The sequence below is a fragment of the Embleya sp. NPDC127516 genome, assembly GCF_044765325.1.
Taxonomy (GTDB): domain Bacteria; phylum Actinomycetota; class Actinomycetes; order Streptomycetales; family Streptomycetaceae; genus Embleya.
The window spans coordinates 284,446-308,915 of sequence record NZ_JBIWJT010000005.1; the positions used below are offsets into that span (position 1 = coordinate 284,446).

General features: G+C 72.9%; 22 protein-coding genes and 1 riboswitch. Of the genes, 7 read left to right on the forward strand and 15 right to left on the reverse strand.

The genetic code is table 11. The features are described from left to right. Positions 1 to 68: 68 nt before the first annotated feature. A complete protein-coding gene (locus ACIRL2_RS11950; RefSeq protein WP_402231787.1) occupies positions 69 to 1,883 on the forward strand; it encodes a serine/threonine-protein kinase in 1,815 nt (604 codons plus the stop codon). Between the two features lie 54 nt (positions 1,884 to 1,937). Here the strand turns inward: ACIRL2_RS11950 and ACIRL2_RS11955 are convergent, their stop codons facing one another. The 4 genes from ACIRL2_RS11955 to ACIRL2_RS11970 form a co-directional block, all read right to left on the reverse strand. Then, the gene (locus tag ACIRL2_RS11955; RefSeq protein WP_402231789.1) at positions 1,938 to 2,618 is read right to left on the reverse strand and encodes an endonuclease/exonuclease/phosphatase family protein; all 681 of its coding nucleotides are present in this window, start codon (positions 2,616 to 2,618) and stop codon (positions 1,938 to 1,940) included. Positions 2,619 to 2,779: 161 nt separating this feature from the next. Next, entirely contained in the window at positions 2,780 to 3,718 is a 939-nt protein-coding gene (locus tag ACIRL2_RS11960) for an ROK family glucokinase (protein ID WP_395862344.1), read from the reverse strand. 165 nt (positions 3,719 to 3,883) lie between these two features. After that, a complete protein-coding gene (locus ACIRL2_RS11965; RefSeq protein ID WP_402231791.1) occupies positions 3,884 to 4,339 on the reverse strand; it encodes a DUF5304 family protein in 456 nt (151 codons plus the stop codon). A gap of 224 nt (positions 4,340 to 4,563) precedes the next feature. Then, positions 4,564 to 5,832 (reverse strand): glycosyltransferase 87 family protein, encoded by a 1,269-nt coding sequence (locus ACIRL2_RS11970; RefSeq protein WP_395862340.1) that lies wholly within the window; start codon positions 5,830 to 5,832, stop codon positions 4,564 to 4,566. 295 nt (positions 5,833 to 6,127) lie between these two features. On the opposite strand from ACIRL2_RS11970, the gene ACIRL2_RS11975 reads away from it, so the two are divergent. Continuing rightward, on the forward strand, positions 6,128 to 7,276 hold the full coding sequence (locus tag ACIRL2_RS11975; RefSeq protein WP_402231793.1) for a glycosyltransferase family 4 protein: 1,149 nt from the start codon (positions 6,128 to 6,130) through the stop codon (positions 7,274 to 7,276). Between the two features lie 95 nt (positions 7,277 to 7,371). Here the strand turns inward: ACIRL2_RS11975 and ACIRL2_RS11980 are convergent, their stop codons facing one another. Continuing rightward, positions 7,372 to 9,177, reverse strand: coding sequence for an AMP-dependent synthetase/ligase (locus ACIRL2_RS11980; protein WP_402231795.1), 1,806 nt, complete (start codon positions 9,175 to 9,177; stop codon positions 7,372 to 7,374). Positions 9,178 to 9,626: 449 nt separating this feature from the next. On the opposite strand from ACIRL2_RS11980, the gene ACIRL2_RS11985 reads away from it, so the two are divergent. The 3 genes from ACIRL2_RS11985 (at position 9,627) to ACIRL2_RS11995 (ending at position 12,147) form a co-directional block, all read left to right on the forward strand. Continuing rightward, complete coding sequence (locus tag ACIRL2_RS11985; RefSeq protein ID WP_395862334.1) at positions 9,627 to 10,394, forward strand: metallophosphoesterase; 768 nt, start codon at positions 9,627 to 9,629, stop codon at positions 10,392 to 10,394. A 126-nt stretch (positions 10,395 to 10,520) separates the two neighbouring features. Beyond that, positions 10,521 to 10,955 carry an SRPBCC family protein gene (locus ACIRL2_RS11990; RefSeq protein ID WP_395862333.1) on the forward strand — a complete coding sequence of 145 codons (435 nt, stop codon included), beginning with the start codon at positions 10,521 to 10,523 and terminating at the stop codon, positions 10,953 to 10,955. Positions 10,956 to 10,962: 7 nt separating this feature from the next. Further along, a complete protein-coding gene (locus ACIRL2_RS11995; protein ID WP_402231798.1) occupies positions 10,963 to 12,147 on the forward strand; it encodes an ArsA family ATPase in 1,185 nt (394 codons plus the stop codon). Between the two features lie 60 nt (positions 12,148 to 12,207). Here ACIRL2_RS11995 and ACIRL2_RS12000 read toward each other — a convergent pair whose 3' ends face one another. The 6 genes from ACIRL2_RS12000 to ACIRL2_RS12025 all read right to left on the reverse strand — a co-directional run bounded on the left by ACIRL2_RS12000 (position 12,208) and on the right by ACIRL2_RS12025 (position 18,703). Continuing rightward, positions 12,208 to 13,476 (reverse strand): M48 family metallopeptidase, encoded by a 1,269-nt coding sequence (locus ACIRL2_RS12000; protein WP_402231992.1) that lies wholly within the window; start codon positions 13,474 to 13,476, stop codon positions 12,208 to 12,210. Between the two features lie 16 nt (positions 13,477 to 13,492). After that, a complete protein-coding gene (locus ACIRL2_RS12005) occupies positions 13,493 to 14,881 on the reverse strand; it encodes a hypothetical protein (protein WP_402231800.1) in 1,389 nt (462 codons plus the stop codon). 90 nt (positions 14,882 to 14,971) lie between these two features. Continuing rightward, positions 14,972 to 16,051, reverse strand: coding sequence for an NlpC/P60 family protein (locus tag ACIRL2_RS12010; RefSeq protein ID WP_402231802.1), 1,080 nt, complete (start codon positions 16,049 to 16,051; stop codon positions 14,972 to 14,974). Positions 16,052 to 16,217: 166 nt separating this feature from the next. After that, entirely contained in the window at positions 16,218 to 16,541 is a 324-nt protein-coding gene (locus ACIRL2_RS12015; RefSeq protein WP_402231803.1) for a hypothetical protein, read from the reverse strand. An 87-nt stretch (positions 16,542 to 16,628) separates the two neighbouring features. After that, positions 16,629 to 18,302: an NYN domain-containing protein gene (locus tag ACIRL2_RS12020; protein WP_402231805.1), complete on the reverse strand. Its 1,674-nt coding sequence runs from the start codon at positions 18,300 to 18,302 to the stop codon at positions 16,629 to 16,631. A 164-nt stretch (positions 18,303 to 18,466) separates the two neighbouring features. Further along, positions 18,467 to 18,703, reverse strand: a complete 237-nt coding sequence (locus ACIRL2_RS12025; RefSeq protein WP_020552989.1) for a hypothetical protein — start codon at positions 18,701 to 18,703, stop codon at positions 18,467 to 18,469. Between the two features lie 255 nt (positions 18,704 to 18,958). Between ACIRL2_RS12025 and ACIRL2_RS12030 the strand changes: the two genes are divergently transcribed. Then, positions 18,959 to 19,597, forward strand: a complete 639-nt coding sequence (locus tag ACIRL2_RS12030; protein ID WP_395862323.1) for an exonuclease domain-containing protein — start codon at positions 18,959 to 18,961, stop codon at positions 19,595 to 19,597. A gap of 86 nt (positions 19,598 to 19,683) precedes the next feature. Further along, on the forward strand, positions 19,684 to 19,962 hold the full coding sequence (locus ACIRL2_RS12035; protein ID WP_020552991.1) for an Lrp/AsnC ligand binding domain-containing protein: 279 nt from the start codon (positions 19,684 to 19,686) through the stop codon (positions 19,960 to 19,962). 410 nt (positions 19,963 to 20,372) lie between these two features. Here ACIRL2_RS12035 and ACIRL2_RS12040 read toward each other — a convergent pair whose 3' ends face one another. The 4 genes from ACIRL2_RS12040 to ACIRL2_RS12055 all read right to left on the reverse strand — a co-directional run bounded on the left by ACIRL2_RS12040 (position 20,373) and on the right by ACIRL2_RS12055 (position 24,461). Next, a complete protein-coding gene (locus tag ACIRL2_RS12040; protein ID WP_402231808.1) occupies positions 20,373 to 21,773 on the reverse strand; it encodes an aminotransferase class V-fold PLP-dependent enzyme in 1,401 nt (466 codons plus the stop codon). Between the two features lie 234 nt (positions 21,774 to 22,007). Continuing rightward, positions 22,008 to 22,124, reverse strand: a riboswitch (SAM riboswitch). A gap of 129 nt (positions 22,125 to 22,253) precedes the next feature. Next, positions 22,254 to 23,357, reverse strand: coding sequence for an anthranilate phosphoribosyltransferase (trpD, locus tag ACIRL2_RS12045; protein ID WP_395862319.1), 1,104 nt, complete (start codon positions 23,355 to 23,357; stop codon positions 22,254 to 22,256). Positions 23,358 to 23,421: 64 nt separating this feature from the next. Then, the gene (locus tag ACIRL2_RS12050; protein WP_020552994.1) at positions 23,422 to 23,835 is read right to left on the reverse strand and encodes a response regulator transcription factor; all 414 of its coding nucleotides are present in this window, start codon (positions 23,833 to 23,835) and stop codon (positions 23,422 to 23,424) included. A gap of 215 nt (positions 23,836 to 24,050) precedes the next feature. Then, on the reverse strand, positions 24,051 to 24,461 hold the full coding sequence (locus tag ACIRL2_RS12055; protein WP_395862317.1) for a hypothetical protein: 411 nt from the start codon (positions 24,459 to 24,461) through the stop codon (positions 24,051 to 24,053). Positions 24,462 to 24,470: the final 9 nt, after the last annotated feature.

A 24,470-nucleotide genomic window follows, 5' to 3' on the forward strand; every position in this document is an offset into this window, starting at 1 on the left:
TTGTTCGCGACCGGTTCTGACGGGACATCATTCCGCATTCGAGGTCCGGGTCCGGGTACCTTCCTTGCGTGGACGCGGATAACGAGGGACGCCTGATCGGCGGGCGCTACCTGCTCGCCGACCGACTCGGGCGAGGCGGCATGGGTGCGGTCTGGCGAGCTCGGGACGAGGTCCTGGGGCGCGAGGTCGCGGTGAAGGAGATGTTGCCGCAGCCCGGCGCGGACGAGGCCGACCGGGCCCGGCTGCGCGAGCGCGCGGCGCGTGAGGCCCGGGCCGCCGCGCGGCTGAGCCATCCCTCGGTGGTGCGCGTCTACGACGTGGTCGAGGAGGACGATCGGCCCTGGATCGTCATGGAGTTGGTCCCCTCGCGCTCGCTGGCCGAGGTGATCCGCACCGACGGCCCGATGGCCGCCGACCGGGTCGCCGAGATCGGGCTGACCATGATCGACGCGCTGCGCACCGCGCACGCGGCCGGGATCCTGCACCGCGACGTCAAGCCCGGCAATGTGCTGATCACGCTCGACGACCGGGCCGTGCTCAGCGACTTCGGCATCGCGGTGGTCGAGGGCGACTCGTCGGTCACCCAGTCGGGTGTGGTGCTCGGCGCGCCGGCGTACATCCCGCCGGAGCGGGCCAAGGGCCTGAGTCCGACGGCGGCCTCGGACCTGTGGTCGCTCGGCGCGACGCTGTACGCGGCGGTCGAGGGCAAGGCGCCGTTCGAGCGCTCCACGCCGCTCGCGACGCTGACCGCGATCGTCAGCGAGGACCCGGCGCCCGCCAAGCACGCGGGCGCGCTCGACCCGGTATTGCGCGCGCTGTTGGCCCGCGATCCGCAGGAGCGGCCGGACGCGGCGGAGGCCGAGGCGATGCTGCGCGACGCGCTGCGCGAGATCCGGGAGGAGAACGCGGCCACCCGGGCACTGCCGCTGCCGCCCGCACCGCTGCTGCCCCGGCCCGCGCCGGCGGCGGACCCGAAGGCGGAGTCGAAGGCGGAGTCGATACCCGCGGTGGTGCCCGCGGTGCGCGTCACCGACCCGGATTCGGACGAAATACCCCGGGGCGACGTGGAGTTCGCATCGCCACTCGTCGCCCCGCCCGCGAAACCCGCCAAGCCGGTCCGAGAGGACCGCCCGGCGCGCACGTTCCCGTGGTTGCCGCTGCCCGCCGCGATCGCCGCCCTGGTGGTCTTCGGCGTCGTGGTGGGCCTGATCCTCTTCCTGATCGTCCCGGCCGACGACAAGAAGCCCAACGCGAAGGCCGGCGCAGGCGACTCGGCCGGCCCGCAGACCACTCCCTCTCCGCCGGCCTCGCCGAGCTCCGCCGCCTCCGCCCCGGCCGCGGGCAATCTCACCCAGCCGCCGAGCACCGAGCCGGAGCAGAGCCCGAGCGGCCCGCCGGCGCAGACCACGCAACAGCAGCAGCCGCCCCCCGAGACGAACGGCCTGCCGGCGGGCTGGACTTCGTACACGGGATCGACCACGCCCTACCGGATCGGCCTGCCGCCGGGCTGGAGCAAGGTCAAGACCGAGGGCTCGCAGGAGTTCTTCGCCAACGCGGAGCGCACGCTCAAGCTCAACGTGGACACCGTCGCCAGCTCGCCGACCGATCCGGTCGAGGACTGGAAGAACCTGGAACCCGACGTGCGCGGCAATTTCCCGAACTACCAGCGGCTGAGCATCGAGAAGGCCGACTACCGCGACTACCGCGCCGCCGCCTGGCACTTCACCTACGGGAGCACCGTCAAGCACCACGTGCTCAACCTCGGCTTCACGGTCCCGTCCGGGCGCGGCTATTCGCTGTACATGGACACTCCGGACGCGGTCTGGAACGACCCGGCCACCCAGGAGTTGCTGGCCGGTTTCAAGGCGAGCTTCCAGCCCTGACCCGTCCGAACGCCCGGCCCGCCTCCCGGTTCACCCGCGCCGCCCGATCCGCTGTCAGGCGGTGGGCACCCGCAGGTCGGCCAGCACCGGGCGGTGGTCGGAAGCCGCAGTGTAGTCGGCGTCCGTGACGTCGTCGGGGACGCCGCACCCGAGCACCTCGATGCCCTTGGACACGAACACACCGTCCAACCGGCGCCCGGGATCGCGGCGCGGCGAGGTGAACTCCGAGCCGTTCGGCGCGGTCGCGTAGCCGTCCTGCAACTCCTCGGCCAGCCGGTCCCACGCCGGCCGGCCGGCCGACTCGTTGACGTCCCCGGCCAGCACCCGGTGTTCGACGCCGAGGCCGGCCAGCCGGCGAAGCACCAGTTCGGCCTGTTCGAGCCGCTCGGCGGCGTCCAGGCTCAGATGTGTACTGGCCACCGCGAACTCGGCGCCGCCGACCTCGACCACGGCGGTGGCCATGCCACGCTGACGCAGCCCGGGCGTCCGCGGCAACAGCACGTCGTTCGCCCGGCGTACGCTCACCCGCAGGCCGCCGAGCAGCAGCAGACCGGACGCGGTGCCGCCGCCGGTGATCACCACCAGGCCGCACTCGCGCGCGAATCGGGCCACCGCGTGCCGCCGGCGCAGGAACCGGGGCGCCTCCTGGACGCAGAGCAGGTCTGGCGCGCAGTGTCGGACGATCCGCGCGAGGGCCTCGCGATCGTCGCGCAACGAGCGCACATTGTACGACATGACCCGGATCTCACCGGTACCGACAGTCACTGGAGCCCCCTTGCCCGGCTCGGACCGCCCGGCCCGAACCACGATCGACCAGCCATGCGCCCGCCCGCTCGTCGGGCGGCGATTGTCCGCGCGTCGGCGCGGCACCGGTATCGCGCGTCGTCGCGAAACCGTCAGCGACGGGCCAGGTCCGCCGCGCCGACCAGTCCCGCGTCGCTGCCCAGCGTGGCCACCACGACCTCGGCACCCAGCCGGTGCCCCCGGCGCAGCACGCTGCGATAGGTCTCCAGGGCCGGGACCAGCAGCAGGTCGCCCGCGTCGGAGACGCCGCCGCCGATCACGAACGCGGCGGGGTCCAACACGGCGGACAGATCGGCCAGCCCCTGGCCCAACCAGGTGCCGAGTTCGCGGAAGGCGGCCAGCGCGACCGGGTCGCCGAGCAGCGCGGCCTGGGTGACGTGCGGGCCCTGGATCCCGGCGGGCGTGCCGTTCCCGAGCGCGAGCAGCTTCTCCGCCGCCTCGGGGATGCCGGCCGCGCGGTCGCGGGCGTAGCGGGTCAGCGCGCTGCCGCTGGCGTACTGCTCCCAGCAGCCGTAGTTGCCGCACGGGCAGGCGATGCCGTTCGGGACCACCCGCATGTGTCCGGGCTCACCCGCTATCCCGCCACCGCCCCGGTACAACTCGCCGCCGAATACGATCGCGCCGCCGATGCCGGTACCGACGGTCACACACATCACGTTGGTGTGGCCCGCGGCCGCGCCGAAGCGCACCTCGCCCCACGCGGCCGCGTTGGCGTCGTTCTCCACCACGACCGGGAGGCCGATCAGCGCCTCCATCCGGTCGCGCAGCGGCTCGCCGACCCACGCGCCGACATTGGCCGAGAACAGCACGGTCGATCGGTCCGCGCCGATGAAACCTGCCGCGCCGAGCCCGACCGCCTCCACGACGTGGTTCCGGCGCAGGGTGTTGACCGCCTCGGCGATCACCCGCGCGGTGCCATCGGCGTCCTTGGGGGTCGCGACCTTGAGCCGATCGAGGATCACCCCGTCGGCATCGACCACGCCCGCGAGGATTTTGGTGCCACCGATGTCGACACCGATCGTGAGTCCCATGTCGTCCCAAGCTCGTTCGCGTGCATTGCCCGCAACGGATCGTACTGGTCCCTTCCCCGGGTCCACCCCACCCGTACGCCCGCAGGTCATCGTGGGGATACCCGGAAACGGGCGGCCGACCGGGGGACGACGGCGCCGGCGACGCGGCCCGGCGCGCAGGGCCGGTTATTCGTCGTCGAGCCGAATCCGCTCGGTCTCCGCCGGCCGCGCGGCCCACCGGCGCTCCCGGTCGCCCACGAAGGCCCGGTACGCGGAGGCCAGCTCGGATCCGGCCGCGGCCAGGTGCGCGGCGACCTCGGGATGCCTGCGCACCACCTGCTCGCGTACCGCGCCCGCCTGCTCCACGAGCGTCTCGGCCAACCTGCGCGCCTCCTCCGCCAACCGGGCGGCGGGCGCCTCGTCCCCCTTGTCGGCCCCGCTCAACGATTCGGCGAGCCTGCGAGCCTCCTCCCCGAGCCGCGCCCAGGGATCGACCCGCTCGCCGTCACGCTCCGTGTGTGCCCCTTCTTCGGTGGAGCCGGCATCCGCCTCGTCCGACGGCACCCGGTCCGTGTTGTCCGCCCACGCGTCCGCACCGTCGCCGGCCGCGCCCTTGCCCGTCACCCGCTCGTCTCGGTCCATCCGACGCATTGTCCGCGCTCGCGCACCCCGACGCGAACAGAACCCCGCGCGAACGATCCGAGACCACGAACCCGACGAGGCCGTCGCCGAACCCGCGCACCCTCGCGAGGCACGAAATCGAGCCCCGGAATCGAGCCCTCGCATCGAGCCCCGGAATCGAGCCCGGGAAACGAGCCCGGGAAACGAGCCTCGGGATGGCGACGGCTCCCCCGTACCCAGCCTGCCTAGACCGGGCTCTCCGCCGGCCGCCGGCCGGCACCGACCGTCGCGGCCGGATCCGGCGCCCGGGCCACGACCGCGTCCTCGACGGTCCGACCGGCCCGCCACAACCGCCGTCCCGACACCACCGTCGCCGCCACCAGCAGTGCGTTGCGCAGTCCCAGGGCCAGCACCGCGTGCGGCTGGGAACCGAGCAACTCGCCGAACCAGATCGGGAATTCGAGCATGGTCAACGGCATCGCACAGAGCAGCAGTACGGCCGTCGGACGCTGCGTGGTGTCCCGCCGCACCAGGCACACCGCCGCCAGGCCGATCAGCCACACCAGGTACTGCGGGCTGATCACCCGGCTGGTCACCACGAAGATCAGCAGCGCGCACAGCGCCGCGTCGCACGCCGTCGTGTCGGTGAACCGGCGGGCCTGGACCCGCCACAGCAGCAGCCAGCCGAAGCCGAGCACGGTGGCGACCAGGCTGAGTCGGCCCACCGCCGAGACGTACGGGCCGTGGAACTCCAGCGAGCCGTAGCTCTCCTGGACCCGGCCGCTCCAGCCCAGCCGGGCCGCGATGTGGAAGGGCATGGCGAACACCGACTCGACTTCGATGCCGCGTTCGCGCTGGTAGCCCAGGAACGCGAAGGCGCCGGGCAGCGCGGCGGCGAAACCGAGCACCACGGCCGCGCCGCCGAGCAGGGTCCAGCCGTACACCCGGGCCATCGGGCCCCGCCCGCGCAGTCCGACGAAGATCAGCACCGGCCATACCTTGATCGCGGCCGCGACGCCCGCGAGCAGGCCCGCGAGCCGGTTGCGGTCCGTGCGCCGCCCGCCGATCAGCAGCAGCGCGGCCACCGTCGGCGCGGTCACCGCGAGGTCGTAGCGAGCCAGGACTATCGGCCCCAGCAGCGGCACCGCCAGCACCCACAGGGCCGCGCCGTACGGCGAGCCGCCGCGCGGGATCGTCCGAGCCAGCAGCCACAACACCACCGCGTCGGCGGCGAGCATCAGCAGGTAGACCGACGTCGCGTAGTCGAACGGCAACACTCCGGGCAGCAGCAGCACCCCCGCCGCGCCCGGCGGGTACTGCCAGCGCACGTCGTCCACCGGGAAGGTCCCCGAGCGCAGCACGTGGAACCACTCGCGGTAGATGGCCCGCGCGTCGCCGGTCACGAACGGCCACGGGTTGGGCAGCACGTCCATCGCGGTCAGCAGCAACAGGACTCGGGTCGCCGCCCAGACGAGCGCGATGGTCCACAGGACACCCGACGGGCTCCGAAACACGTTCCGGACACGGTGTGACTGTGGAGGGCTCACCGTCGGATCGTATCGAGGCGCCCGGGTCGATCCGGGCGGATCGGCGACGCGGCCGGATCCGCGCGTCGCGGTCGGGGCGCCCCGGCCATGCCGTCCCGGACCCTCGAGCGTGTCGTCTCGGCGCCCCGAGCGTGCCGTCTCGGAGCCCCGAGCGTGTCGTCCCAAGCCTTGATCGGGCGATCCGCGGCGCTCGGTTCGAACGACCCGGGATCCTCGTTCGTGCGGTCCGCGGCAAGGATTCCCCGGTCTGGGATCCTCGTTCGTGATGAAGACCTTGATCGTCACCAACGACTTCCCCCCGCGCCCCGGCGGCATCCAGTCCTTCGTGCACTCCATGGCCCTGCGGCTGCCGGCGGACGGCGTCGTGGTCTACACGTCGTCGTGGAAGGACCGGGCGGAGATGGCCGCGTTCGACGCGGAGCAGCCCTTCCCGATCGTGCGCGACCGTACTCCGATGCTGGTGCCCACTCCCGGTGCGGTCCGCCGAGCCCGCGAGATCGCCCGCGCCGAGGGCTGCGACACCGCGTGGTTCGGCGCGGCGGCACCGCTGGGCCTGATGGCGCCCCGGCTGCGCGCGGTCGGCGTCGAGCGCCTGGTGGCCACCACACACGGGCACGAGGCCGGCTGGGCGGTGCTCCCGGGCGCGCGGCAATTGTTGCGGCGGATCGGCGAGGGGGTGGACACGGTCACCTTCCTGGGCGAGTACACGCGCGGCAGGATCGCGCCCGCGCTCACCCCGGCGGCGGCCGCCCGGATGGTGCAACTGCCGCCCGGCGTGGACGAGAAGGTCTTTCGCCCCGACGTCGGCGGGGCCGAGGTGCGGGCCCGGCACGGGCTGAGCGATCGTCGCGTGGTGGTGTGCGTGTCCCGGCTGGTCCCGCGCAAGGGCCAGGACGTACTGATCCAGGCGCTGCCCCGGATCCGGCGCCGGGTGCCGGACGCGGCACTGCTGATCGTGGGCGCCGGGCCGTACCGGGACCGGCTGGAGGCGATGGTCGACGAGGTCGGCGTACGCGACTCGGTGGTGTTCACCGGCGCGGTGCCGTGGGCCGAGTTGCCCGCGCACCACGAGGCCGGCGACGTGTTCGCGATGCCGTGCCGGACCCGGCGCAAGGGGCTGGACGTCGAGGGCCTGGGCATCGTCTACCTGGAGGCGTCCGCGGTGGGTCGGCCGGTGGTCGCGGGCGACTCGGGCGGCGCCCCGGACGCGGTCCTGGACGGCGAGACCGGTTACGTGGTGAACGGCCGCTCGCCCGCCGCGGTCGCCGACAAGGTGGCGGGCCTGCTGGCCGACCCGGCGAAGGCGGCCCGGATGGGCGCGGCGGGACGGCGCTGGGTCGAGCGGGAATGGCGCTGGGACCTGCTGTCGGGGCGGCTGCGCGGGCTGCTGGACCCGGACCGGGCGGGCTGAGCCGGGACACGTCGAAGGCGGGTGGCCCAAGGAACCCCGGACCACCCGCCTCCGCTGTCGCGAGCGCCTGCCGACGACGTCGACAGGCTCGGGGCTCAGCCCTCGTAGATCTTCTCGATGTCGTGCTCGAAGTCCCGCAGCACGAGGTTGCGCTTGAGCTTGAGGGACGGCGTCACATGGCCGCTCTCCTCGGTGAAGTTGATGGTCAGCACGCGGAACCTGCGCACGCCCTCGGCCCGCGAGACGGCCTTGTTGCCCTCGTCGATCGCGTCCTGGACGGCGGCCAGCAGGTCCGGGTCCTCGGCGAGGTCGGCGACCGTCGCGTCGGCGGGCTTGCCGTGCTGCTCCTTCCAGGTCGGGAAGGCCTCCGGGTCGATGGTGATCAGCGCGCCGACGAACGGGCGGCGGTCGCCGACCACCATGCACTCGCTGATCAGCGGGTGTGCGCGGATGCGGTCCTCGATCACGGCCGGCGCGATGTTCTTGCCGCCCGCGGTGACCAGGATCTCCTTCTTGCGTCCGGTCACGGTCAGGAAGCCGTCGTCGTCGAGCACGCCGATGTCCCCGGTGCGGAACCAGTCGCCCTCGAACGCGTCGGCGGTGGCCGCCTCGTTCTTCCAGTAGCCGGTGAACACGTTCGGGCCCTTGGCCAGGATCTCGCCGTCCTCGGCGATCCGTACCGCCGAACCGGGCACCGGCCGGCCGACCGAGCCGATCCGGATCCCGACCGCCGGGTTGACCGTGTGCGCGGCGCACGTCTCGGTCAGGCCGTAGCCCTCCAGGACGGTGAAGCCGATGCCGCGGAAGAAGTGCCCGAGGCGGGTGCCCAGGGGTGCGCCGCCGGAGATCGCGTGGGTGGCCTGGCCGCCCAGCGCCGCGCGCAGCTTGCCGTAGACCAGCTTGTCGAACACCTTGTGCTTGAGCTTGAGGCCCAGGCTGATGCTCGCCGCGTCCATGCCCTCGCTGTAGGCGATCGCCGTCTCGGCGGCCATGTCGAAGATCTTGCCCTTGCCGTCGGCCTGCGCCTTGGCCGAGGCCGAGTTGTAGACCTTCTCGAACACGCGGGGCACCGCGAGCACGAAGGTCGGCCGGAAGGACGCGAGTTCCGTGGTCAGCTCCTTGACGTCCGGACAGTGCCCGACCCGCACGCGTGCCATCACGCAGCCGATCTCCAGGATCCGGCCGAGCACGTGCGCGAGCGGCAGGAACAGCAGGCAGCTCGACTTCTCCGGAATGAAGAGTTGTTCGAGCAGCGCGACCACGTTGCCCAGCTCGGCCTGGAAGTTGCCGTGCGTGAGGATGCAGCCCTTGGGCCGCCCGGTGGTCCCGGAGGTGTAGATGATGGTCGCGACCGAGTCGGCCCGCAGCGTCGCGCTGCGCTCCTCGACCACGGCGTCGGCCACGTCGCGCCCGCCGGCGGTGAGCGCGGCCACCGCGGCCTCGCCGTCGCCTTCGTCGATCCGCCATACGTGCTTGAGCTCGGGCAACCGCTCGCGTGCCCGCTCGACCGCGCCCTCGTGCGCCGTGTTCTCCACGATCACCGCACGCGCGCCCGAGTCGGACAGGATCCACTCGAGCTGTTCGGCCGAGGAGGTCTCGTAGATCGGGACCGAGATCGCGCCCGCGCACCAGATGGCGAAGTCGATCAGCGTCCACTCGTAGCGTGTCCGCGACATCAGGCCGATCCGGTCGCCGGGCTCGATGCCCGCCGCGATCAGGCCCTTGGCGACTTCGTACACCTCGGCCAGGAACCGGGTCGAGGTCACGTCGGTCCAGCGTCCGCCCACCTTGCGGGCGAGCGCCGCGGCATCCGGTGCCTCCGCGGCGTTGCGCTTGATGAGGTCGGTCAGGTTGCCCTCGGCGGGAACCTCGGCCAGGGCCGGGACGCTGCACTCGCGCACTGATGCTCCTCGTTGCGGTCTCGGCGCCGGGGGTTCGGCGCTGCCGTTTGCCGTTGTCTGTGTCGCCGGCGGGTCGTACTCGCCGGTGGCTCGCCGGTCCGTCCGCGGTCCGTTTCCGCGGTCCGTCGCCGGTCCGTCTCTGCGCTGGGTCTCTTCGGGTCTCGTCGGTGCGGCTCGTCGGTGGCTCTTGCCCGTTTCGTCGACGGGGGCAGACGTTACTGGCAAGTAGGTCCGGGGGACAGAGGTCCCGATGATCCTGTGCCCCGTCTCACGCCACGGACAAGCCCACGCCCGGATCGACTCGGATCCCGTGCGGGCGCCCGGGGCCCATCCGTCCCGATTCGGTCGTGCATGTCGAGAGTATCGATTCGTCGCCGAGGGCGGGTGTGACGGAGGCAACCCCACCGCGCCGTCGGTTTCGGTTCCGGCCCGTCAGTACAGTGACCGACATGCGGGTCCACGTGGTGAGCGACGTCCACGGCGCTGCCGAGGCACTCGCCCACGCGGGCGACGGCGCCGACGCCCTGGTGTGCCTGGGCGACCTGGTGCTCTTCCTCGACTACCACGATCTGGACCGGGGCATCTTCACCGACCTGTTCGGTGTGGAGAACACCCGCAGGCTGCTCGCGCTGCGCAACGCCCGCCGGTTCACCGAGGCCCGGGAGTTCTCCGGGGCACTGTGGGCGGGCGTGCCGGGTGGGGCCCGCGCGGCGATCGAGGAGGCGGTGCGCCGGCAGTACGCCGCGCTGTTCGCGGCCTTCCCGACGCCCACGTACGTGACCTACGGCAACGTCGACGTGCCCGACCTGTGGCCGGACTACGCGCGTGAGGGCGTGACCGTGCTGGACGGCCAGGTGGTCGAGATCGGCGGTCGCACCTTCGGCTTCGTCGGCGGCGGGCTGCGCACCCCGATGCACACGCCGTACGAGATCTCCGACGAGGAGTACGCGGCCAAGGTCGCCGCGGTCGGCCGGGTCGACGTGTTGTGCTGCCACATCCCGCCCGCGGTCCCGGACCTGACCTACGACGTGGTCGCGCGCCGGTTCGAACGCGGCAGCGAGGCGGTGCTGCGGGCCATCCACGAGACCGGGCCGGATCTGGTGCTGTTCGGTCACGTGCACCAGCCGCTGCGGGCGCGGATGCGGATCGGGCGTACCGAATGCGTCAACGTGGGGCATTTCCAGGCCACCGGGAAACCGTACGTCCTCACCTGGTGAGCCGGTGCCGCGTACGCGCAGGTCGGGCACGATAGCCTTCGAGCGGATCGGCTGTACCCAAGCATCCGGTGATGTTTGTCCGGGACAGCCACAACGGCTACGCGAGCTTCCGGAGGACTCCTCACGATGGCTGAACGGACCAGCTCGACCATCACGATCGACGCCACGCCGGCCGAGGTCATGGCCGTCATCGCGGGGTTCGAGGGCTATCCCGAGTGGACCGGCGAGGTCAAGGAGACCGAGGTCCTCGAGATCGACGAGGCGAGCGGGCGCGCGGTGCGCGTGCGCTTCAAGCTCGACGCGGGCGTGATCAGCGACGAACACGTGCTCGGTTACACGTGGGACGAAGACCGCGAGGTGCGCTGGACCCTGGTGACCAGCCAGATGCTCAAGGCGCTCGACGGTCGCTACGCGCTGCGCCCAATCAGCGGCGGCACCGACGTCACCTACGAACTGACCGTGGACGTCAAGATCCCGATGCTGGGCATGCTCAAGCGCAAGGCGGAGAAGGTCATCATCGATCGCGCCCTGACCGGGCTCAAGAAGCGCGTCGAGAGCTGACCCGGCGGTGACGCGGGTCCTGTTGGTCACCGGCCTGCCGGGAGCCGGACGCACGACCGTCGCGGCGGCGACGGCGGTCGCCTCGGCACGGGCCGGGCGACGCACGCTGCTGCTCGCCGCCGACGGCACCCGGGACATGGACGCGGTCCTGGACGTGCCGGTGAGTACCGACGCGTCCGACGTGCTGCCGGACCTGACCGTGCAGCGAGTCGGCGCGCGGGCCGAGTTCGAGCGCGAGTTCCTGCTGGTCCAGGGCCAGTTGGGCGCGGCGCTCGCGGTGGTCGGGGTGGATCCGCTGGATCCCGAGGAGATCACCGTGCTGCCCGGGGCCGGCGATGTGCTGGCGTTGCGGGTGCTCGCGCGGGCGGTGAGCGCGCGGCGCCACGAGCTGATCGTGGTCGACCTACCGGCCGTCGAGCGCGCGGTGCCGGCGCTGGCGCTGCCGGAGGGGCTGGCGCGCTACCTGGACCGCCTGCTTCCGGTGGAGCGGCAGGCGGCCCGGGCGTTGCGGCCGGTGCTGGCGGCGGTCGCCGGTGTGCCGATGCCCGAGGACTGGGTCTACGACACGGCCCGGCGGGTCACCGCCGAATTGGCGGTGCTGCGCTCGCTGGTGGCCGCGCCGACGACCACGGTGCGTGTGGTGCTGCGACCCGGGACGGTCGCGCTGGCGGCGGCGCGGCGGGCCGCCTCGGCGCTCGCGCTGTACGGGCACCGGATCGAGGACGTGATCGTGAACGGGGTGGGCGCCGCCGACTCGCCCGATCCGGCGGTGCGTTCGCGGGCCGAGGTGGCCCGGGAGACGGTGGACGCGCTGTGCGCGCTGTTCCCGCGGGTGCCGTTGGCGCAGATCCCGACGCTGACCGCCGAGCCGCTGGGCGCCGCCGAACTCGCGGACGTGGCGGCTCACTTCGGCCCGGTGCGGCCGGGCGGCCCGGCCGAGGACGAGCACCTGATCGAGCGCGACGGCGAGCGGCTGTCGCTGCTGCTGCCGCTGCCGGGCACCGATCGCGACGACCTGGACCTGCTGCGGCGCGGCGACGAACTGGTGATCACGGTGGGCCCGAACCGTCGCCTGATCAAGCTCCCCTCGGCGCTGCGACGTTGTGTCATCGAGGGCGCGGGGCTGCGGGACGGCATGCTGCGCGTGCGCTTCGTCCCGGACCCGGCGGTGTGGATGCGCTCGTCGACGTAACGGCGACGAGGACGCCGACGCCGGTGATCGACGCCGGATCCCGGGCCGGCCGCGTCCGACCTACCCCTTGCCGTGCAGCCGCTCCCAGTCGCGCGCGAGCGCGATGCGCTCGGGAGCGGACGGGTGTGAGGCGAACAGGAACTGCAGGATCGGGTTCGGGGTGACGTTGGAGCGGTTGGCCACCGCCAGGCTGTGTTGCATCCGGATGAAGGCCGCCGGGTCGCGGGTCAGGTCGAGCGCGTGCACGTCGGCGCGCGCCTCCAGGCGGCGGCTGATCAACATCTCGCCGGGTCCGGCCAGTGTGCCGATCACGGCGACCGCCGCGAGCAGCAGGGCCAGCGAGCGCGGATCGCCCGCTTCGTCCGCGCCCGCCCGGCGCAGCAGCGGCGCGCACGTCATCAGCAGGCCCAGCGCGCAGACGCCCGCCGCGAGCGCCGCCGCGCCGATCAGCGTGCCGTGCAGCACGTCGTTGCGCTTGGCGTGCCCCAGCTCGTGCGCGGCGATCAGCTCCACCTCGCGCGGATCCGCGTCCCGCACGGTCGTGTCGTAGACCACGATCCGCCGGGTCGAGCCGAATCCGGACACGTACGCGTTGAGCGCGGTGGTCCGCCGCGACGCGTCCGCGACCAGGACGTCGCGTACCGGCACCCCGTCCCGCTCCGCCAGTTGCATCAGCGACGTGCGCAACTCCCCGTCCGGCATCGAGTGGAACTTGTTGAACGCCGGTTCCACCACCAGCGGGTACAGGAACGAGATCGCCACCACCAGCAGCGCGCCGGCGCCCGCCGCGAGCAGCCAGCCGGCCCGGGGCAGCGCGCGGATCAGCGCGTACAGCCCGAGCACGACCATCAGCAACAGGCCGGTGGACATCGCGAAGCCCTTGGCCAGGTCCAGCCACCAGCTCCCCCACGACTGCACGGACAGGCCGTACCGTCGCCGGACCACCTCCAGGCGCGCCGCGAACGGCAGCGTCGCCAGCCGGCCGATCAGGGCCAGCGCCAGGCCGCCGAGCAGGATCCGCCACACCCATCCGCCGCCGAGCGGGCGGGCGACCGCCTCGATGATCCGCGCGCCGGCGGGGGTGAGCCCGAGCACGAGGGAGACCACCAGCGACAACGCCATGGACAGGTAGGCGGGCGGGCGCGCGGCCCGGGCCAGCGAACGACCCCGGGCGATCTCGGCGGCGGTGAAGTCCCGGGCCGCGTCCGGGTGGGTGAAGCCGCCGGGCGGCTCGGCCAGCGGGCGCCACGGCGTGGTCACCACGACCGCCACCAGCAGCAGCACGCCCGTGCACACCAGGCAGATCAGCAACAACCGCTGGACCGACATGCCCGCCACGCCCCCGTCATCCGGCCTGCGTCCGCAGGTAGTCGAGCCAGGTCCTGGTGAAGGAGTCGGGGTTGGTGCCCAGGACGGACACCATCGCCGACGCGAGCGCCGAGGCCGAGTCGGGCGCGTCGACCCCGGGCGGCCGTTCGGCGCCGACCGTACGGTACAGGTCGACCAGCTTGGCCTGGCCCCACCGCTCCGCGATCAGTTTGCACGCCAGCCAGCCCATCTCGTACGCCTGGGGCAGGTCCTCCTGCGTGGTCTCGAAGCTCGCGTCGGCCGGCAGCCGCTCGGGCACCTTGCCCGCCTTGACGTCGCGGCGCAGTTCGGGAGCCGCCGTGCGCATCGTCTGCGCCGAGTCGAGGTAGCCGACGTAGTCCGCGAAGCCCTCGGAGAGCCAGGTCGGCGTCCAGGCCCGGGTGAACGCGCGGCTCGCCACGTGGGTGATCTCGTGCGTCATCACCACCCGGCGCTCCAGGTCGCCCAACTCGCGGAACGCGTCCGGATTGACGATCACCCGGTCGGCGGCCGCCGCGTCCGCCGCCGCGCCGCGCTCACCGGTGGTCACCGCCGCGATCCTGGCGTACTTGCCCGGTTCGGCGCCCAGCAGCCGGGCCATCTGCACCTGGGTGCCGGGCACCACGACGACCGTGCGCCCGGGCCAGGACTCCCCCCAGACCGCGCTGACCCGGGGTACCGCCTGGTCCGCGATGTCGGCGAACTCGCGCATCACGTCGCGCGTACCGATCCCGAGCACGGTGCTGTGCGTGCCCTGCACGACGGTGACCGGGCCCAGGTCCCACACCTGGGCGGGAGCACGCATCCCGGCCCCGGCGCCGTCGGTGTCGGCCGCGAGGTACCACGTGCCCGCGCGCAGCACGAAGGTCAGGTATTGCGGCACCCGCACGGGCGCCACGTCGTGTCCGGTGATCCGGTAGAGGAGGTCGACGTGCGCGGTGAGCACCGGGGCGCCCAGCGCGCTCTCGCGCGCGGCGGAGAGCTCGAACGCGTCGGGGGTGACGACCTCGTACTCCCAGCCGGCGAACGGCACCTCGGCGATGTTGTCGAAGACGCCGATCTGGGACTGCCGGAACTCCGCGCTCTGCGGGTCCAGGGTGCTCGTGAACGCCTCGCGATCGCGGGACAGGACCGCGCCCGAACGCCGCTCCAGCAGCGCCCCGATCGCTATCCGGCGCGCGTTCGCGTGCTGTTCGTCGCCGTCCGCGGTGGTCCGGCCGGGGGTTTTCGAGGCCCCGGAGTGGACGCCCGGAGGCGCGTCGGTCACCGTGTCCGCGATGAACCGGGTGACCCCGAGGACGGCCCCGAGCTGGGCGAGCGCACACACCACGATCAGGACCGGCAGCAGGCTGCGGATCCGGCGCGCGGCCCGATTCGGGTCATCCACCGGTCGATCGTAACGTGGGCGCGACCGGCGCCCGGTCCGCGCCGGGACCGGGCCTGCGACGAACGTGGTCCCCCGACGGGCCGGGGGCGGTCAGGCGGGGCGAACGACCTTGGCGATCGGCATCGACCTCAGCGGCGCGTAGCGCACGTTCGTCCCGGGCTTGGGGGCGTGGATGATCCGCCCGGCGCCGACGTAGACGCCCACGTGGGTGTATCCGCCGAAGTAGACGACCAGGTCGCCGGGCCGGATCTCGGCGATCGGGACCGCGCGGCCCGCGCCGGCCTGCGCCTGCGACGTGCGCGGCAGCACGACGCCGGCCTGCCGCCACGCCCAGCCGGTCAGCCCGGAGCAGTCGAACGAGTCGGGGCCGCCGGCGCCCCAGACGTACGGCTTGCCCAGCGCCCTCGTCGCGGCGGCCACCGCGATCGCCGCACGGCCGTCGAGCGGGGCCGTCCGGGCATCCCGCGCCGACCCCGTCCGGGCCTCGTCGCGCGAGGCGCGGTTCGGATCGGTGCCATCGGCGAACGCGCCCGCGGACCCCTCGGCCGGCCCGTCGGCAACCAGGAACCGGGCCCGATCCGACGCGTCGAGCGTGTTCAGCAGTTCCCGGGCCCGGGTCAATTTGCTCTCGACGTCGGCCCGCTTGGCCGCGAGATCCCTGCGACCAGCCTCCAGCGCGGCGAGCGTGTCGGCGGCCTCGCGACGCTCCTGGTCCAGCGTGCGCCGGGTGGACCGGGCACGGACGACCGCGGCTTGCTGCCGCTCGGCGAGCCGATCCAGGGCGGACGCCCGGGACAGGTACTCGTCCGGGTTCTCGGACATCAGCAGCGCGAGCGTGGGATCCACGCCGCCGCCGCGGTACCGCGCCGCCGCCATCGAGCCCAGGTCGCCCTGGAGGACCACCAGCTCGGCCTGCGCGTCGGCGATCCGGCCCTGCGCGCGAGCCACCTGCTCGCGCAACCGCTCCTGCCGCTCGGCGAGGCCGTTGTACTCCTCGGTGGTCGCCTCGGCCTGGTGGTACAGCTCGCCGATCCGCTGCCGCACCTGCTCCTGGGAGGGCGCCGGGTCGGCGTACGAAACGTTCGACGCGAACGCGACCGCCGTGACGGCGGTGGCGGTCAACACGGTGACCCGGGTCTTGCCGGCCCTCGGCCTGCGATGGGACGCCACGGAGGTGGGCTCCTTCTCCGAGCCCGGCTACCCGCCGTCCGGGCCGGACGGTCGAGTGCTCGGGCGCTCGACCGGCGACCTTAGTGACCCAAACATGATCACTTCAAATCAATCGGCGAATTCCGTGTCGCTCTTCGCCAATTCTCCGAAAAAGGTCACCCGACGGTCACCTTTCGCGCTCGACCGATCGACGGACGCTCGGCATCTCGCCGTTGTCGCGCGGTTGCGCGCCGGCCGCCGCGAGCATCCCCTCGGCCGCGAACAACCGCAGCGCGGTGAGGGTTTCCTCGTCCAACTCGGCGTAGTCGAGCTGATCGGCGTGCTCGCCGTACTCCCCGGAGTCGGCGTATTGCGAAATAAATGATAATTCGGACGATATACCGGAATCGATCGAACGAACGCTGATCAACGCCGGCCCGATCGAGGCCGGAATCGCGCAACCGGCGCCGGCGCGCCCTCGGCCGCGGTGCGTACGACAGGCGATGCGCATGTGGCTTCTCCCCTTTCGTCGACTTTCCTCGTCAACGGTAGGGAGCGGCACCGACACGCGGTGCGAACGGCGCCCGGGCGCCAGGGGTCAGCCGCGGGTGAGCCGGCGCAGCAGCATCGTGGAGGGCACCGGGCGGGCCCCGGCCTTGCGCACGCCCTCGGCCACCTCGCGGTCGGTGGAAACCACCACGACCGGGCGGCCCGGCGGCTCGGCCCGGACCAGCCGGCGAATCAGCTCGTCGGCCGTCTCGCCCGGCTTGCTGAACATCACCCGCACCCCGCGTGCGGGGGCCAGCAGCACCGGCGCGTCCAACTGCGCGCCGTCGAACACGCACGTCACCTCGCAGCCGGTCTGCGCGGCGAGCCCGGTCAAGCCGCCGACCAGCCGGTCGCGCTGCTTGTTCAGCGCGAGCGTGGGATAGCCGGTCTTGGTCACGTTGTAGCCGTCGATCACCAGGTGCGCCTGCGGCAGCGCGAGCAATTGGTCGAGCAGCGCCGGGTCGTCGCCCTCCAGCGCGCGCTGCGCGATGTCCTTTATCCCGGACGCGCCCGGCACCACCGCGTCCACCATGTCGGCGGGCCGGATGCCCACCGGCGGCAGCGCGAGCTCGCGGCGCAGCCCCTGGGCGGCCTCCAGCACGGTGTCCAGGAGCAGCCGGACCCGGGTGTCCTCCATGCTGCGTCCCTCGCGGGCCGCCCGACGGCTGGCCTCCAGGGCCGATTCGACCTCGGCGACGCGACCGCGCAGGCGGCGCGCCTCCTTCTCCGCGGCGGCGACCGCAGCCTGCGCCTCGACCCGCACGGCGTCCAGCTCGGAGCGGGCCCGACGGGCCTCCTTCTCCTCGTGCTTGGCGCTGCCCTGGAGGCCGCGGACCTGGCGGCGCAGGTGGTCGGCCTCCTTGCGGGCGGTCTCCAGCTCCGCGCGCAGCCGTTCGTGCTCGGTCTTGGATGCCGCGCGCAGTACGCCGACCTCGTGCTCGAGGCGGGACAACGTCTCGGCGGCCTCGGCCTCGGCGCGATCGGCGGCGGCCTCCTTGGCCGCGTCGCCGGCGGTCTCGATCAGTCGGACCCAGCCGCGCGGGCGCAGCAGGTACGCGGCGGCGGCCACGTCGAGCGGGTCGGCCGCGGCGGGCACCTTGCCGGCCTCGAGCGCCTCGGAGATCTCCGGCAGGCCCTTGCGAAAGCGCTCCGCTATGCGCTGCCGGAACACCGGGTCGTTCTCCAGCGCGGCGGCCAGCGGCGTCGCGGCGAACTTGGCCCGGCGCTGGTGGGTGAACCGGGCGAACCGGCGCAGCGGTCCGGGCACCTCGTCCGCGGTCATCGTGCCGAGCGCGTCCGCGGCCACCGAGATCACCCGCACCCGGACCGCCTCGGGCAACGGCCCGGACAACACCTCGGGCTCGACGACCTGCGGATCACCCCGCTCCGGGTCGGCCCCGACGGCACCGGGTTCGGCGCAGGCGTCGGCATCCGCGCCGGCGGCGACACGGGGTTCGGCGGTGGGGTTCGGATCGGCCTCGGCGCTCGCCGGCCCGGCCGGATGCGCGTGGGCCGCAGGGGCGGCGGGCCCGTGCGGCTCCGGATCGACCGCGTGGTCGACGGGTGCCTCCGGGGCGGCCTCGGAGTCGACGGACACCGGGTCGGTCTCCGCCTCGGCCCGGGGTTGCGCGTCGAGGTCGGGCTCGGCGGCCGGCACCGCCTCGGCGGCCTCGGCGGCGTGCGCAGGCGTGACCTCGTCCGCGCGGGTATCCGGTCCGCTCACTGCTCCTCCGGTCCTTCCCGTTCCCTTGAGGCCCCTCCCCGCGTCACCGTTGCCGGGACGCCGACGCCTTGATCATGGCGTGTTCCGGAGCGGGGACGGCCGCGCCGGGCCGCCCCGATGCCGAAACGATGCACAGTCCCATTGTCGCCGCACGGTCTCGGCACTCAGCTCGCGTCGGGTCGCGCCACCAGCTCGACGGAGTCGGTCGCGTTGCACCAGCGGCAGCGCACCGACTCGATCTCGTCGGAAACGATCTCGCGCTCCTCGACCCGGGCGACGCCCGCGAGGTCGAGGTGGGTGAACTCGACCGCCTTGGTGGTCCGCGTCACGTCGAACCGGGTCAGGTTGCCGCACAGCGAGCAACGCCACCGGGTGTCCTCGGTGGGGGCCTGGATCGACATGCGTGTTCCCTTCCTGTCTGGTCTGCGAGCGTCTGCCGGTCCGCGAGCGGCCCGCGTACACCCATGATGCCGGGCGGCGAGAGGTACCTGGGCGCGGCCGTGTCGGGCCGGAAACGTACCGTCCGGTACATGAGCAGCACCGCGCACCGGGATTGCCGGTCACGAGGTTCGGCGAATCAGGGCTTGCCGGCGGCCGACCGGCCGCGGCGTTCCCGCCCGCCGGACAGTATCGCCCCGGGCCACGAGTTGCGAACCATGCCCGGGTCCCGAGCGATTCGTGACGAGGTGGAGCGCCAGGTGTTCACGGTCGTCGATCTGGAGACGACCGGCCTGGATCCGCAGGAGGCGCGGATCACCGAGATCGCCGCCGTACGCCTGCGCGGATCGGACCGTCTGGGCGAGTTCGCGACCCTGGTCGCGCCCGGCGTACCGATCCCGGAGTTCATCACGGACCTGACCGGGATATCCGACGATCTGGTGGCCGACGCGCCACCGCTGCGGCTGGTGTTGCCGGCGTTCACCCGGTTCGCCGAGGACGCCATCCTGGTCGCCCACAACGCCCCCTTCGACGTGGGCTTTCTGCGTGCGGCGAGCCTCGCCTGCGACGCGCCGTGGCCCGATCTGCGGGTCGTGGACACGCTCGCGCTGGCCCGCGCGTTGCTGCCGCCGGGGACGGTGCCGAACATGCGTCTGGGCACGCTCGCGCGGTACTTCGAGGCGCCCACCGACCCGACCCACCGAGCGCTCGCCGACGCCCGGGCGACCGCGCACGTCCTGCGCGCCTTCATCGGCCGGATGCACGCGAGCGGCCGGCACGAGCTGTCCGACCTGCTCACCCTGGGCCGGCCGGCCGCACCCAGGGTGTGGCCGGAGCAAACCACTCCGATCGGGTGAAGCCGCGGTCTCGCCACCGACACTCCCCGGCGCACGTGCGCCGACTAAGCTCGGGCACCTTGTCGTCGAGAGCCGGAGGACTACCCGTGATCACCGCGATCGTGCAGGTCAAGACGCGTGTGGACCAGACCCCGGAAATCGCGGAGGCGATCGCCGCGATCGAGGGCGTGAGCGAGGTCTACTCGGTCACCGGAGAATTCGACCTGATCGCCATGGTGCGCGTCCGCGCCCACGACGACCTGGCCGACGTCATCCCCGGCCACCTCAACAAGGTCCCCGGCGTGGAGGCCACCACCACCCACATCGCCTTCCGCACCTACTCCCAACACGACCTCGAAGCCGCCTTCGCCATCGGCCTGGAATAACCCCCGGTCCGGGCGCCCCCAAAGCGCCCGGACCCACCCCGCCCAACACTCGAACCCACCCCCGGCAAGGCCACCCCACCCCGGGCCGATTCCAGCCCACCCGGCGCACCCGAAACCGCAGCCCCACCGCCCAACAACACCAAACCCAGCCCACCCGGCGCTCGAGGACACCCACCCCGGCGCACCCAAAACCGCAGCCCCACCGCCCAACAACACCGATCCAGCCCGTCCGGCGCTTGAGGACACCCCCGGCAGGGCCGCCATCCCCCGGGCCCGGGCGCAATCAACACCCCAGCCCCACCGCCCAACAACACCAATCCAGCCCGTCCGGCGCTTGAGGACACCCCCGGCAGGGGCCACCCCAGCCCGTCCGGCGCTTGAGGACGCCCGGCCGGCGAGGCCAAAACCCCCTACGCCGCAGGCAATTGCCGCACAGAGCGCGGGTCCGCGTCCGGAACGCACCGCCCCCCATCGACCGTGTAGCTCCACAACGCCCCACGCTCCACGATCTCCCGCACCGCCCCCGCAAAGCGGTCCAGGTGCTCGACGGGCGTGCCCAAGCCGAAGCTGACCCGGATCGCGTTGAGGTTCTGCTCACCCTCGGGCGCGTCCGGAGACCCGCACTCGCTCGGCTGGTCGGCCCGCCCGCCCAACAGGTGCCGCACCAGCGGATGAGCGCAGAACAGCCCGTCCCGCACACCGATCCCGTACTCCGCCGACAACACCGCCGCGAACCGCGAGCTGTTCCACCCCTCGACCACGAACGAGAGCACCCCCACCCGGGCCGACTCCGGCCCGAACAGCTCCAGCGTCCGCACCGCCGGAATCTGCGCCAGCTGCGCCCGAAGGCGCGCGAGCAGCGCCTCCTCGCGGGCGACCAGCGCCGCCGGCCCCGCCTCGGTGATCGCCCGACACGCGGACGCCAACGCGTAGGCGCCGATCACATTCGGCGATCCCGCCTCGTGCCGGGCCGCACCGCGCTGCCACTCCACGTGGTCCCGACTGACCGCCTTGCTCGCCCCGCCACCGGCCAGGTACGGCTCGGCCGCGTCCAGCCAGTCGCCCCGCCCGGCCAACACGCCGGAGCCGAACGGCGCGTACAGCTTGTGCGCCGACAGCGCGATCCAGTCCACGTCCAGGTCGGCCACCGACACCGGGTGGTGCGGCGCCAGTTGCGCGGCGTCCAGCACGATCCGCGCGCCGTGCCGGTGCGCGACCTCGGCCAGTTCGGCGACCGGGAAGAGCTCACCGGTCACGTTCGAGGCACCGGTCACGCACACCAGTCGGGGCCCGTCGCCGGACCCGGCGAGCGCCGCCTCCAGCGTCGCGACGGCCTGCGCCGGCGAGGACGGCGCGGCCAACTGGGTCACCCCGGCGTGCCGGCGCCACGGCAGCAGCGCGGCGTGGTGCTCGGTCTCGAAGACGAACACCCGCGTGCCGCGCGGCAGTACCGACGCGAGCAGGTTGAGCGAGTCGGTGGTCCCGCGGGTGAACAGCAGTGTGTCGTCGGCCCGCAGCCCCAGGAAGCTCGCGACCGTGGCCCGGCTCTGCTCGTACAGGTCGGTGGACAACTGGGACAGGTAGCCGGCACCGCGGTGCACGCTGCCGTAGTAGGGCAGGTATGTGGACACGTCGTCCCACACCCGCTGAAGACACGGCGCACTCGCCCCGTAGTCGAGCGCGGCGTACTCGACCTCGCCACCGGTCACCAGCGGAACGAGCACGTCCCGCCCGACCACGGGCAGCGGCGCGGCGATCGCGACGTCACAGTCGAAGGCGGCGGAGGAGGCGGAAGCGGTGTCGACGGTCATGGCGAAACTCCTCGGCAGGCACGGAACACCGAGGCGAATGTCGCTGAATCGACATTGAAACGCACCGGGTGATCCGCTGGTGAAATGTGGTCTCGGAAAAGCGACGCGCGACGACTCAGCGCGTACGGATCAGGGCGATTCGCCCGTTTCGAGAAAGAGATTTCACGCCATCACATGCTCCCCAGGTACAGGACCCCCGGGTCACATGGAGCAATTGCCTGCCGTCATGCAAGGGGTCCGCGCTTGCCGGGGCGCCTTACGACGCCCGGCCGTGTCATCACCCGGGGCACCCCACCGCGGAGCGAGGGTTGCCGGACAGCAAGCCGGGGCTTCCCACTGTCACTCGTGACCTGCGCAGAATTATTACCAGACGGAGCGCCCCGCGCAACGACGGCCCCACCATTCCCACATCCTGGACGGCACGACGCCGGGCGGGTCGGCCACGACCACGCCCGGCGTACGGTCTCCCGCCCGGACCCGCTATCCCCGCGCGAACGACCGGGTCGTGGCCACCCAACGATCCAGCGCGGCCTGCGCCGCGCCCGAGTCGATCGCCTCGGCGGCCCGATCGATCCCGGCCGCCAACTGCTGGGTCAACGATCCCTCTCCCGGGCCCAACGCGGCCAGCGCCGCCGCCGAGTTCAACAACACCGCGTCGCGCACCGCGCCCTGCTCGCCCGCGAACAACTTCCGGGCCACCTCGGCGTTGAACGCCGCGTCGCCGCCGCGCAACGACTCGATCCCGTTCAGCGGGATGCCCAGGTCCCGCGGGTCCACCCGGTCCTCGCGCACGTCGCCGTCCCGCACGATCCACACCTGCGACGTGGTCGTGACGGTCAACTCGTCCAGCCCGTCGTCACCCCGGAACACCAGCGCGGTCGCACCCCGATCGGCCAGCACACCGGCCACGATCGGCGCCATCCGCAGATCCGCGACCCCGACCGCGTGGAACCGCACACGAGCCGGATTGGTCAACGGCCCCAGGAAGTTGAACGTGGTCGGCACCCCCAGCTCGCGCCGCGCCTGCGCGGCGTGCCGCAGCGACGGGTGGAAGCGCTGGGCGAAGCACAGCGTGATGCCCGCCTCCTCGGCCGTCCGGGCCACCTGCTCCGGGGTCAGGTCCAGCACCACACCGAGCGCCTCGAGCACGTCGGCGGCACCGCTGGACGAGGACGCCGCCCGATTGCCGTGCTTGACCACGGTCTCGCCCGTGCCCGCGACCACGATCGCGGACATCGTCGAGATGTTCACCGTCCGCGCGAGGTCGCCACCGGTGCCGACGATGTCGACCGTACGGCCGGGCACCTCGATCGTCGACGCGTGCGCGTACATCGCCCGCACCAGACCCGAGACCTCGTCCACGGTCTCGCCCTTGGCCCGCAGCGCGATCACGAACCCGGCCACCTGCACCGGCGTCGCCTCGCCGGTCATGATGTGGTCCATCGCCCACGCGGTCGCGTCGGCCGGCAGGTCGTCGCCGCGCATGAGCGTCGCCAGGAGGTCCCGCCAGGAACGGGCCGCCGGGTTGCCGCCGCTCTTGTTCGTAGAGGCCGAGGCGCCCATGGTCCGCTCCCGCTGTGTCATCGGATGAGTCCGCGACAGCGTACCCACCGCGCCCGTCGCGGCCGGGTGGTTATCCGGGATGCGGTCAGGCCGGCTGGCGTCCGGCGATCCGACCCCGGATCAGGTCGGCCGCCGCGTCCGCGAGCGTGCGCGGATCCAGCGGGTGGGCGACCACCGCGTCCGCCCGGCACCACGTGGCCAGCCACGCGTCCTGCGGACGGCCGACCAGGGTCAGCACCGGCGGGCAGTTGTAGATCTCGTCCTTGAGCTGACGACACACACCCATGCCACCGGCCGGGGCGGTCTCCCCGTCCAGGATCACCAGATCGATGCCGCCCTTGTCCATCGCCTCGATCACGGCGGGCTCGGTGGCGCACTCCAGGTATTCCACGAACGGCACGTCGACGGCGGGCCTGCGCCCGAGCGCGAGGGTGACCTTCCGTCGGGTGTTGCGGTCGTCGCTGTACACGAGGACGGTCATGGTCTCGCCGCGCGTCATGTCCACCTGCCTGTGTCTGGGCTGCGTGTGTTCAGGGCTGCATATGTTCAGGCTGCGCATGTTCGGTACGGGCAACACTCGGATCGACCCGGATGTTAGCGCTTTTCGGCACGAAAATGTGTGCCTCGTCACGCGCTCGTCACGCGCTCGTCCCGCTCCCGGCCGGCCACGGTCCGGCCCGGGCGACACCGACCGCACCCCCGACGCGCCCCGAATCACCCGCGCGCGAGCACCTCGTAGCCCTCGGCGTCGCCGCCCAGGCGCTGGGCCAGCCCGGCCATCCGGGTCCGCTCCCGGGCCGGCTCCAGGCCGGTGATCACCTGCTGCCGGGAGATCAGCACCCGCAGCGGCCGCTCGTCGGGGGCCGGCGCCACCACCCGCCAGCCGTCCGGCGTCAGGATCCGGGCCGCCTCGTCGGCCGCCGCCAGATCCGGCAGCGTCAGCACGTGCCGCATCACGAACCGTCCGGTCTCCACCGCGACTCCGTCCGCCCGCATCTGCGCGACCACCGCCGAATCGGCGCGCGAGGGGTCGAAGCAGGACCCGACCACCACGAGCGTGCCGTCGTCGACGAGCACGGGATCGGGTTCCGGTCGCCGCCGGCGCAGGAAACGTTCCAGGATCATGCCGCGACG

What these genes read in the sequence shown, in the direction of transcription:
- ACIRL2_RS11960 (WP_395862344.1), bottom strand. Translation starts at nt 3,718, where the DNA reads ATGGGACTCACGATCGGTGTCGACATCGGTGGCACCAAAATCCTCGCG.
- ACIRL2_RS12055 (WP_395862317.1), bottom strand. Translation starts at nt 24,461, where the DNA reads ATGATCCTGGAACGTTTCCTGCGCCGGCGGCGACCGGAACCCGATCCC.
- ACIRL2_RS11955 (WP_402231789.1), bottom strand. Translation starts at nt 2,618, where the DNA reads ATGTCGTACAATGTGCGCTCGTTGCGCGACGATCGCGAGGCCCTCGCG.
- ACIRL2_RS12025 (WP_020552989.1), bottom strand. Translation starts at nt 18,703, where the DNA reads ATGTCGATCCAGGCCCCCACCGAGGACACCCGGTGGCGTTGCTCGCTG.
- ACIRL2_RS12040 (WP_402231808.1), bottom strand. Translation starts at nt 21,773, where the DNA reads ATGACCGTCGACACCGCTTCCGCCTCCTCCGCCGCCTTCGACTGTGAC.
- ACIRL2_RS12015 (WP_402231803.1), bottom strand. Translation starts at nt 16,541, where the DNA reads ATGCGCATCGCCTGTCGTACGCACCGCGGCCGAGGGCGCGCCGGCGCC.
- ACIRL2_RS12050 (WP_020552994.1), bottom strand. Translation starts at nt 23,835, where the DNA reads ATGACGCGCGGCGAGACCATGACCGTCCTCGTGTACAGCGACGACCGC.
- ACIRL2_RS11985 (WP_395862334.1), top strand. Translation starts at nt 9,627, where the DNA reads ATGCGGGTCCACGTGGTGAGCGACGTCCACGGCGCTGCCGAGGCACTC.
- ACIRL2_RS11965 (WP_402231791.1), bottom strand. Translation starts at nt 4,339, where the DNA reads ATGGACCGAGACGAGCGGGTGACGGGCAAGGGCGCGGCCGGCGACGGT.
- trpD (WP_395862319.1), bottom strand. Translation starts at nt 23,357, where the DNA reads ATGACACAGCGGGAGCGGACCATGGGCGCCTCGGCCTCTACGAACAAG.
- ACIRL2_RS12000 (WP_402231992.1), bottom strand. Translation starts at nt 13,476, where the DNA reads ATGTCGGTCCAGCGGTTGTTGCTGATCTGCCTGGTGTGCACGGGCGTG.
- ACIRL2_RS11990 (WP_395862333.1), top strand. Translation starts at nt 10,521, where the DNA reads ATGGCTGAACGGACCAGCTCGACCATCACGATCGACGCCACGCCGGCC.
- ACIRL2_RS12030 (WP_395862323.1), top strand. Translation starts at nt 18,959, where the DNA reads ATGCCCGGGTCCCGAGCGATTCGTGACGAGGTGGAGCGCCAGGTGTTC.